Genomic DNA, 9,569 nt, shown 5'->3' with positions numbered 1-9,569 from the left:
ATAAGGCACCAGGCTGTCCATGGTGTCCAGCACGAAGCTCAGGTCCGGTTCGCGGTATTTGTTCAGCGGGGTCGGCACACACAGAATCAGGGTGTCGGCTTCCGGCGCGCGGGCGAAATCGGTGGTGGCTTCAAAGCCGCGGGTACGGGCAGTGGCAATGCTGTCGGCGCTGATATGCTCGATATAGCTCTTGCCGGCCATCAGGGCATCAACCTTGCTCTGGTCGATGTCAAAGCCCAGTACCTTGTAGCCCACTTCGGCAAAACGCAGCATCAGCGGCAGGCCGACATAGCCCAGGCCGACAATGCCGATAACGGCGGATTTGTCCGCGATTCGTCCAAGAAGCACGTCTTTTTTTGTCGTCATGAAATCATCCTGAAATATTGAAATGACTTGTTGTTGTTCTCAATCACATCACGCGGCCAGGTATACGGCAGAGGTTTTCTCTGCAATGGCTGGCCAGTCGTAATTCTGTTTTACCCAGCGGGCCGAATCGTTCCAGCGTTGCGACAAGTCTTCTGCTGCATACTGCTGTAGACGGGCAGCAAGCTGCGCGGTATCGCCCAGTGGGAAATAGCACTTCTCCGGCAAGGACAGCTCCAGATGCGGCGGGATATCGCTGACAATCACCGGCGCGGCCAGACTGAGTGCTTCGAGCAAGGCAATCGGCAGGCCTTCATGCGATGAAGGCAGCACAAAAACGCCGCTATAGGCATACAGGTAGGCCAGTTGCTGGGCATTTTGTCGTCCCAGAAACACGACCTGCTCACTGGCACGCTCCAACACCGAGCGAGAATAGTCATCCGCATGGTCTGCCTCGCCGGCGAAAACCAGCTTCCAGCCGGGCAAGGCGGCCTGCTGAAACGCGTCAATCAGGTCGTGATGCCGTTTCTCCGGCACAAAGCGACTGACATGCAGGATGTAGCGGTAAGGCTGCAAGCCCAGTTGCTCCACATCGGCCGGGCGAATCGCATCGGTGGCAAAGCCGGTCACACCGTTAGGAATCAGCTTGGCCTGCCGGGACAGAGTGTTCTGCACCAGGTCTTGCAAGCCATGCGAAATGACAATCACTTTGCTGGCACACTTCACCCCCAAAAACTCCGACAGGCGCAAAAAGGCCTTGGCCCCCCTGCCCCATTTCTGTCGCGCATAGTCCTGGCCGTGGTGGGTCATCACCACCTTCATGCCCAACAAGCGGGCCAGCGGAGCAAAAAAAGCCGGACCGATAGCGTGAATGTGCACTAGCTGTTGACGCTGGAAAAATGCCACCCAGATAGCCAGAAAAGTGTGCAGCAGGGTTTCGGTAAATTTGTGCTGTGGCGACCACACCTTGCAGATCTTCACACCGCGCCAGGCCGGGCTGTCGAAATCCGCCATATAGGGTGCGCGCGCATAGACGGTCACCTCATGCCCGGCCGCCACCAGCAGGGGCGCAAGCGATTCGACATGGCGTTCCACACCACCCTGCACATCGGGAATACCCCGCAAACCGATAATGCCTACCTTCATGCCATCACTCCTCCCTGAGCCGGGGTCGCGGCATTCAGGCAGCGCGTAATCCCCTCGACAAAATTGTCAGCCATGTTTTCCACGGTATAAATCTCCCCCGCCTGCAAGGCCATTTGCTGCATCTGCTGCAGCTCCATCGGGGTATCCATCAGCCGTAAGACGCGGCTGACATACTCATCAATCGCATCCCCGATCAGCCAGCCATCCACGCCATTGCGCAGAAAGCAGATTTCCGGCCCATGCTTGGCACCCGCCATGGTGATCAGCGGCACACCGGCGATAAAGGCATCCAGAATGTTCAGCCCCACCGCGCCCGGACACAGGGTAAGCGCCGCCAGGCGAAACAGCACCGCCTTGCCGGCACCATGACGCGGGCCGACAAAGCGAATCCAGGGCCGCGTAGCGCACATCTGCTCGACATAGGGTTGTTGTGCGCCGGAACCGACAATCAGCAGGCGGAAGTGTGCTGCCCGCTGCTGCAGACGGTCGGCAATTTCAAACAGCTGGTCCAGCCGCTTGTCCGGATAGAGCGAACCACAGTAAATGCCGACAAAATCACCGGCATCCAGCCCCAGTTCATCCCGCTGACGGGCAATATCCGCCTCGCTCACCATGTAGAGCTGTTCCTTGAACTCGACATTGTCGATGGCATTGTTGAGCACGGTAATCTGCCCGGGCGGAAAGCCTGAGCCTTCCACAATCTGCCGCGTATGCTGGGTGTAACCAAACCACCAGTCCGGCCAGCGCAGGGTTTTTTCCTTCCAGCGCTCGCGCAGACCGCCCGGCGCATTGGACTGGAAGTCCTTGCCATGTCCCCAGAACGCCACCCGAGGCGAGCGGCCAAGGCGTCGCCGCAACAGCCAGTAATAATTGGCCAGCAGGCGGTTCTCATGCATGAACACAAACAGATCGGCGTCCTGCACCACGGCGGGGGCCGGTTGCCAGCAAATATCCTTTTTTTCCTTGATCGGAAAGTAAGTGTTTTTTACCGGAATGGCCCAATCCAGCCGGCCGGTATCCTTTTTCTTGATTTCATCCCGGTAGGGCTGGCCATAGACCACATCCAGCCGGATGCCCCGCTGGGCACATTTAACCCGCATCAGCTCGAACAGCTTGGTGCGGTAGTGAAACAGGCGATACTGAAAAATGGTGACTTTCATGCAAACCTCGGATCTGGCTATTGGCATCAGTCAATGCTGATAAACACTGGGTCAGCAAAATTGCGTGTCAAGGCACTCAGCGTCTCGGTTCTGCTGGAACTCATATTGATTGTCTGGCCATTCAACAAATGGACTTTCCCCAGCATGGGGTTGGCCGTCAGCCATTCAACCGGCACCAGCGGAATACCCCACACCACGCGGCCCACCAGGTAATTTCCCTCGTAGACCGCACAATTGGCCTGGCTGTCTGACAAGGAGCAGCCACGTACCTTCCGCCCCTTGGAAAACCAGATCTTGGCATTGGCATAGGCTTCGCCCAGGCCATTGAGCTGGCCAGCCTTCTTGTTGGGCAAGGTACTGCCCATAGACGAAGAATCATGGGCAAACCAGTAAGTACGTGCCACCCCGCCATTGCTGGATGCCACCTGCACTTTCAACATCAGGCTGGCCGCTTCGTCATCGCTGTACACCTTGTCCAGCGCGCTTCCAACAGCACCCGCCCGCACCTGATTGCCGGAGGAACCCACCAGCACGCCCATCTCGGTATTCCATACCGGCTTGTCCTGCAGCTTATAGCGCACCAGCATCTGGCGGATTTGCGACAACAAGGAGGTGAACTCGTTGATGGAGCCGGTTTTCAGATAAAAGTGGAAGCCAATCACATCGCAACTGCGGCCCCCGCCCTGTGACAGGAAATAATCCAGGCGCTTGATACCAAGGTCAGAGCCATCCATGGCCGGACACACCACCAGGGCCTGCGGGTCGGCCGCATGAATGGCCTGCGCCGCCAGCTCGGTCATGCGGACCAATTGTGCGGTACTGCCAGAAAAGAAACCGGGCGAATACATCTTTATCGCCTCACCGATACGCGGCTCGTTCATTACCTCGTAGGCAGTAATCCGGCCCCGGTAGCGTCTTGCCACCGTGCCGACATAAGCGGACCAGTCGCTCATCCGTACCGGCTCGGCAGCTGCCCCCAGACCGAAACTGCCCAGCTCTGTCGGACGTGCACTGGCCCAGACCGGGGTCTGGCCCAGGGTATACATCACGTTCATGCCACGGGTTTCAGCCAGACGCACATGCTGGTCCAGCACTGAAAAATCATAAACATCCTGCCGTGGCTCCACGTCGCGCCACAACGTCTTGGGATTGCCCCAGATACGGATGCCATCAAAGGCAAAACTGGAGATTGCCGAATAGGAATCCGGGTAAAAAACATGCTGGCCAAAGAAAAATATATTGTTGGAAAATGCCGCAGACGACATTACCGACATCCAAACAAACCAGCCGCACACCAGCAAACGTTTCATGTCATTCCTTTCCGGACTCTTCATAACCACAGCTAAACAAACCCACCGTTGATTTTTCAGATATGACACGAGCCGGAATACCTGCAATCGTGCAATTCCCCTCTGGAAAGCTTTTATTAACAACTGCATTTGCACCAATAATAACATTATCGCCAATAACAATTTTTCCATAAAGCTTGGCACCGGGACCAATATAACAATTACGCCCCATTACCGGAACCTCATCCAATGTACCTATTTGAGTGCCGATGTTAGTACCAATATGAATGCGACAATTAGGACCAATCCGCGCATAGCTATTTACTACAATATCTCCACGATGCGGCAATGCCAAACCGGGCCCGAACGCATTCAAGGGGATGGAGTAGCCCAGCAACCGCCCTAATCTTCTGCGGCGGATTTCAACAAAAATACGAATCAAAAAGAAACAACCAATATTATGATTGTACTCAGACTGCCGCAACAAACGAACATAACGCCATCTATCATTAAAAAAATGATCTATCCAACCATTTCTCACACCCATGGAGACACGATCCGCCTCCAGATACATTTTGTAATCACGCCTATTTTTTATCATCAAAACCTACCCACTCACTTACAGCAACACGTGCCAGAGAAGCAAAAAAAACAATATTCAAAAAACCCACCAATCTAAAGAAAGTACTTTCCGCATAATTCTCCAGAATGATGTAGATAAAAAAAGCAAGGTGAAAATAAAATTCAGGACGTCCTGATTGATAATGACGGAAAATATGCCAGCCATACACCAACAGCACCAAAGCCAGCAAACCCAAACCTACATAGCCCAGATCATTGAATATATCCAGATACCCGTTATGCGCCTGCCCCACATATCCGGCAGGAAAACGATAGGAAGTATAACTGGACGGGCTACCCAGACCATTCCAGAACCCACCATAACCACCACCCAGCCATGGATTGTGCAGACGGGTATTATCCAAAATAAGAGACCATAATTTGGTACGCCCCGTCAGCGTGCTCGATTTACCTAGCAATTGGAAAAACTGCTCTCGGACATCTCCGCCACCTAGCACACCTGCAAGCAGAAGAACCAGCACGGCAGTGCAAGCTGCAATCACCAATCCAAGCATCAAGGCACTGCCACTGCGATGGCGCAGCAGACGCCGCGTAACCAGCAAACCCAGACTGCACACTAAACCCGCGATCACGGCAACTGCACAGGTAGAGCTTTGTGACAACAGCAGCCCCAGCAAGGACAGTACGGCCATTAGCAACATGGTCTTGCGACAATTCCGCACTTCAAACACGGCAAAACTGAATATCAGCAGGCTGATGGCACATAGCTGACCAAACTCGTTCTTGAATGAAGTGACTCCACGCCAGCCGATTGATGTAATTGCTACCGAAGGGATAGCCGCAGTAAAAGCAAAAGAAAGAATCAGCAAAATTCCCAATGGCCAAGCCATAACCTGGATAAAACTAAGCGGGTTTTGTGACTTTTTTCCAAATGCTGCGAAGCATAAAAAAACCATCAAACCGAACAGAATTGCCCGCTTTAGTGAAACATCGGGAATGGCCGACCATGAAAACGAAACAAGGCAATACCCCAAAAGAAAAAGTGTAATCAGCAATCCTGAACTTAACTGAAGATCAATTTTTACATATCGCCCAAAACTAAAGCAGCGGAAAAATGCTACAGCGCCAATCGCCAGCCACGTCAATTGCCGAAACAGATTACTCCCACCATCAGACTGCACCTTATCCGCCGCCCCGATAGCAAACAGGCTGATAAAAACAGCCAGCATAAACGTAACAATCATTAGTGAGCGCAGTGACTCAACACCACCACCCTGCATCACTTTGGCGGAATTACTTGTATTCACGATAAGGACCATTCACCAGGCCATAAACAATACCGGCCGCAATCGCCAGATTACGCACCATCCGGAAATTCAATGCTTTGCTGCGCAGCGGAGCAGCAAGCAGCATCAAGCCATTGCGCGCCATGAGATAAGCAGCCTTGACCCACATACGCAGCAAAGACTGTACGCGCGCCCTGCGTCGCATCAGGCTGGCTTCTACGGAACCAATGCGAAAGCTGCGCTTAAGCAGCCAATTGGGCGTGGCACGGTCTGCCGGAACTTCTTCAGTCACCATGGCCTCATCAGACCAGACTGCCTTTGCACCTTGCTGATACAAATGCTCGAAGAATGCGTAATCCTCGCCGCCACTCAGACCCAGCGTTGCGTCAAACTGCAAGGACTGTCCTTGCAGAAGAGCCGCATCTATCAGCACATTGCCAGTACGTGCCTCCAGTAATGGCAGCAAAGTACCGGTGGCATGCCTGGGCCGTTCATAGAAGCCGCCACTCACCAGCCAGGGCCGGATTCCCGGCGGATACACCGGCAACACCGGCCCGAACACCAGCTGCGCCTTGCTCTCACGCGCCAGCGCAACCAGGCTGTGCAGCCATTGCGGCACCGCGACTTCATCATCGTCGATAAAAGCCAGATAATCGGTAGTGACCGTGGCCAGGCCGGCATTACGGGTAAGCGCAATATTCTTTACCGGTTGCACCACATATTGCAGCGGCCACGGGAAGTCGGCTTTTGCCTGCTCCACTACCGCACGTGCCGACTGCTCGGCGTCATTGTCGACAATGCACAGGCGGGGACGCAGCCCTTCTACATACTGCGCCCGCAACGAATCCAGCAATTCCTGCAATTGCCCAGGGCGGCGATAGGTACACACGATTACCGTGATGCTAGGCAATTCAGTCATTGCGCTTGGCTCCAAAAACGGGTCGCCACAACATGGTCAGGATGAACAGCTCTGCCAGGCAGAGAATGAGCGGACACAGCACCAGTTGACGGGAGAGATACCCTGCCGGAACAAACAGCAGGTAGAACAGGACAGCCCCGGTGAGACCAGCCTTGAAAACGATTTTGTAACCACCGGCATCAGCCAGCATGGCGGTGGACAGGATGTTGCGCAGCCACTGCACCAGGAAGTAGCCCCCCCAGGCCAACACCAGCGGAATGAAGCTTGCCGGGGGCAAATAGGCGGGCAAGGCTGCCGGGTATAGCGTCAACAGCAGCAGGGCCAGGACAAACAGCAAGACCACGCCGCTGCACACCAGCGCCTGGCGGCGCACCAGCGCACGCTTTTGCTGCAGCAAACCCTGGTGCTCCAGCTGCGAAAACACGGGCCGGTAATAGCCGGCCCAGCCCTGAATCATCAGGCCGACCGGGGTGAAGAACAGCCGGGTTGCGGCCAGCATGGCCACCATGGCCTTGCCCTGCACGGTATCCAGATAAAACCAGTAACCATTACTGAACAGCCAGGTCACCAGCACGCCAGGCAAGGCCCAGCGCGCGCAGGACCACACTTGCGCGGCAAAGTCGCGGTCCAGTCGGACAATAGCGGGTGCTCCATCGACATGGCCGGCACGTGGCCGGGCAAACAGCGACATCAGGCCGGGAAAGGCAATGGCCATGATCACCAGGCTCATGGACAAACTCTTCAGATACCAACCAATGGCAGCCAGCAGCATGAATAACAGCAAATAGGCCAGATCATGCAGAAACAGACCGGGCAGCTGGCCCAGCATCAGCCAGGCAGAGCGGTTGGCGTCACGCACCAGCAGAAAGGCAAAGCTGGCCAGAAACAGCATCGTCGCCAGATTGAACCAGCCCGCACCCAGGGTGAGCTGGCGATAGCCGGCAAACAGCACACCGCCAAACACGGCAATGATGAGGCTGAGCCAGATACCGCGGTGGATGGCCTGCTGCCTGGCACCTGCATCCATCTTGCCCGACAGGGTAATCAGGGGCTGCAACCACAGCGCATTCTGCAGGCTGGCCAGCAAGGCATAGCCATTGAGAAACAGCACAAACGTGGTGTATTCGCTCTTGTCCGCATAATGCAGCAACAGGAATGACGCAATAAAACTGATGCCGCTGACCATGCCCTGGCAAGCGAAGGACAATACCGGGCGAGGAATGCGGTTCAGCATGGGCTGCATGCCCAGAGTCAGGGTACGAATGGCCGAGTGGTTCACAGCGCCACTACTCCCGTGCCAAAGAACTGCGTACGCACCCCTTCCGGCTGGGCGGCATACAGGCTGGCAAGAAATTCCGTCTCCAGCACCCGTGCAGCAGCCACATCGTCATTGATGGTGGAAACCCGCACGATCATGCCGTCATACACCAGCCCGGCCAGACCGGCACGCACTTGCACCAGCTTGCGGCTTTCGCGGCCGGAAGCCACTTCACCATTGGTGGTGATCCAGTACATCAGCGGCTCGATCCTTTGTTCGCGCTGCGCCACCATGGTGTTGACGGCCAGGCGATGGCGACCAAGCTGTAGCGTGCCCTGCTGCTTGTCGTGCAAGGCAAAGCCCTGTGCCGGGTAGCACAGGTCCGGCCGGTGCGTCTGCTGGCCGGATCCCTGACGCTGGTCGCGGCTATAAGCAATGGACAACATGACATGCTGGCCTCTGCCATTGACGTATACCCGCTCCAGCACCTGGCTATAGGTGCGATTTAGCTGGGCATCCACCTCCGGATTGACAATCACGCCCTTCATATCCACCTGCCGCCAGTCGGCAAACGCCGTTGGCACCATGCCGGCGAGGTCTATACGATTGCTGTCGGCAGTAAAGGTGCGCGGGGTGAAGGCGTAAGCCAGTACAGCAGCCAGCAGCATGATCAGCGCAAGCAGGCATTGGCGCAGCAGATTCAAGCGGGGCATCAGCCATTCACCTTTTGCAAGAACGCATCAAACAGAAACACACACAAGATGGCGACTCCAAACAACAACAAACCCGAAAATTCGTGGATAAAACCCTGGCCGGCAGCATCCCCGTAGTAATAGGTCACCAATACCAGGGTGATGACGCGCACGATGTTGGAAACAATCGCAGCCGGCAGCACCGCAATCAGCAGCAGTACACGATTGACAGCCCGGGCCGGCGTAAAGAAATAGAGATAGAGCAAACCGAAGGCCAGCAGGCTGAACATTGAATTGATGCCGGAACAGGCATCCGCCACCATCAGTTGGTACTGACCGATATTCAGCACTACCCCGCTGCGGCTGATGGGATAACCCGCCAGATACAGCAGTTGCTCCACCGCCTGCGACACCCCCATTTTCAGACTGGCGGTCAGCCAGTCCACCAGAAAGCCCGGCAAGGGAATCAGGATCAAAATGAACAGCAAGGGATAACGATAGGCATGCAGCAAACGGTAGCCACCATGCAATAGCAGCAGTCCGGCAATGATGAAAACGAAACTGCCGATTTCCATGAACCAGACATCCTGCGAATGCCCCAATACATACATCACCAGCCCAAGGACAAACGGCAGCACGCCCAACTTGCTGCCGGCAGCAGAAGCATCAATGACTTCCTGCTGCGCCTTGTTCCAGAACATCCAGGCAATGATCAAAAAAAACCGGGCCATGCCCCTGTTCTTTGATTGGCCACAATTGCTGGGAAAGCTTGTAAAGCGTAGGTAGCAACAGGCAAGCCAGCCCGGTCAGCATCACCGGGTTGGCAGCCACTGCCGGCGGCAGCCAGCGAGCAGGTGCAACAGCGCGCGTCATG

General features: G+C 55.4%; 10 protein-coding genes. All 10 read right to left on the bottom strand.

The features are described 5' to 3' along the window. Positions 1 to 366: NAD(P)-binding domain-containing protein (locus QVF59_RS06870; RefSeq protein ID WP_287878288.1), on the bottom strand; the 366-nt coding region annotated here is incomplete at its 3' end. Between the two features lie 48 nt (positions 367 to 414). Next, positions 415 to 1,509 carry a glycosyltransferase family 4 protein gene (locus QVF59_RS06865; RefSeq protein WP_159876282.1) on the bottom strand — a complete coding sequence of 365 codons (1,095 nt, stop codon included), beginning with the start codon at positions 1,507 to 1,509 and terminating at the stop codon, positions 415 to 417. Continuing rightward, positions 1,506 to 2,669 carry a glycosyltransferase family 4 protein gene (locus QVF59_RS06860; protein ID WP_159876280.1) on the bottom strand — a complete coding sequence of 388 codons (1,164 nt, stop codon included), beginning with the start codon at positions 2,667 to 2,669 and terminating at the stop codon, positions 1,506 to 1,508. Before QVF59_RS06860 ends, QVF59_RS06865 begins: the two co-directional genes overlap by 4 nt. A gap of 26 nt (positions 2,670 to 2,695) precedes the next feature. Next, a complete protein-coding gene (locus QVF59_RS06855) occupies positions 2,696 to 3,979 on the bottom strand; it encodes an endo-1,4-beta-xylanase (RefSeq protein WP_159876278.1) in 1,284 nt (427 codons plus the stop codon). Position 3,980: 1 nt separating this feature from the next. Further along, positions 3,981 to 4,505, bottom strand: a complete 525-nt coding sequence (locus QVF59_RS06850) for a serine O-acetyltransferase (protein ID WP_287878283.1) — start codon at positions 4,503 to 4,505, stop codon at positions 3,981 to 3,983. Positions 4,506 to 4,545: 40 nt separating this feature from the next. Beyond that, positions 4,546 to 5,847 carry an O-antigen ligase family protein gene (locus tag QVF59_RS06845; protein ID WP_159876274.1) on the bottom strand — a complete coding sequence of 434 codons (1,302 nt, stop codon included), beginning with the start codon at positions 5,845 to 5,847 and terminating at the stop codon, positions 4,546 to 4,548. Beyond that, positions 5,834 to 6,745 carry a glycosyltransferase family 2 protein gene (locus QVF59_RS06840; protein WP_159876272.1) on the bottom strand — a complete coding sequence of 304 codons (912 nt, stop codon included), beginning with the start codon at positions 6,743 to 6,745 and terminating at the stop codon, positions 5,834 to 5,836. The genes QVF59_RS06845 and QVF59_RS06840 overlap by 14 nt, the downstream gene beginning before the upstream one ends. Continuing rightward, complete coding sequence (locus QVF59_RS06835) at positions 6,738 to 8,024, bottom strand: hypothetical protein (protein ID WP_287878278.1); 1,287 nt, start codon at positions 8,022 to 8,024, stop codon at positions 6,738 to 6,740. Before QVF59_RS06835 ends, QVF59_RS06840 begins: the two co-directional genes overlap by 8 nt. Continuing rightward, the gene (epsI, locus tag QVF59_RS06830; protein ID WP_287878277.1) at positions 8,021 to 8,716 is read right to left on the bottom strand and encodes an exosortase-associated protein EpsI, B-type; all 696 of its coding nucleotides are present in this window, start codon (positions 8,714 to 8,716) and stop codon (positions 8,021 to 8,023) included. Before epsI ends, QVF59_RS06835 begins: the two co-directional genes overlap by 4 nt. Beyond that, positions 8,716 to 9,426: an exosortase gene (xrt, locus tag QVF59_RS06825; protein WP_287878274.1), complete on the bottom strand. Its 711-nt coding sequence runs from the start codon at positions 9,424 to 9,426 to the stop codon at positions 8,716 to 8,718. The genes epsI and xrt overlap by 1 nt, the downstream gene beginning before the upstream one ends. Positions 9,427 to 9,569: the final 143 nt, after the last annotated feature.

This window comes from Aquitalea sp. (assembly GCF_030150775.1).
Classification (GTDB): Bacteria; Pseudomonadota; Gammaproteobacteria; order Burkholderiales; family Chromobacteriaceae; genus Aquitalea; species Aquitalea denitrificans.
Note: the sequence above shows the minus strand (reverse complement) of the source record. Positions and strands in the feature narration are given on the sequence as shown.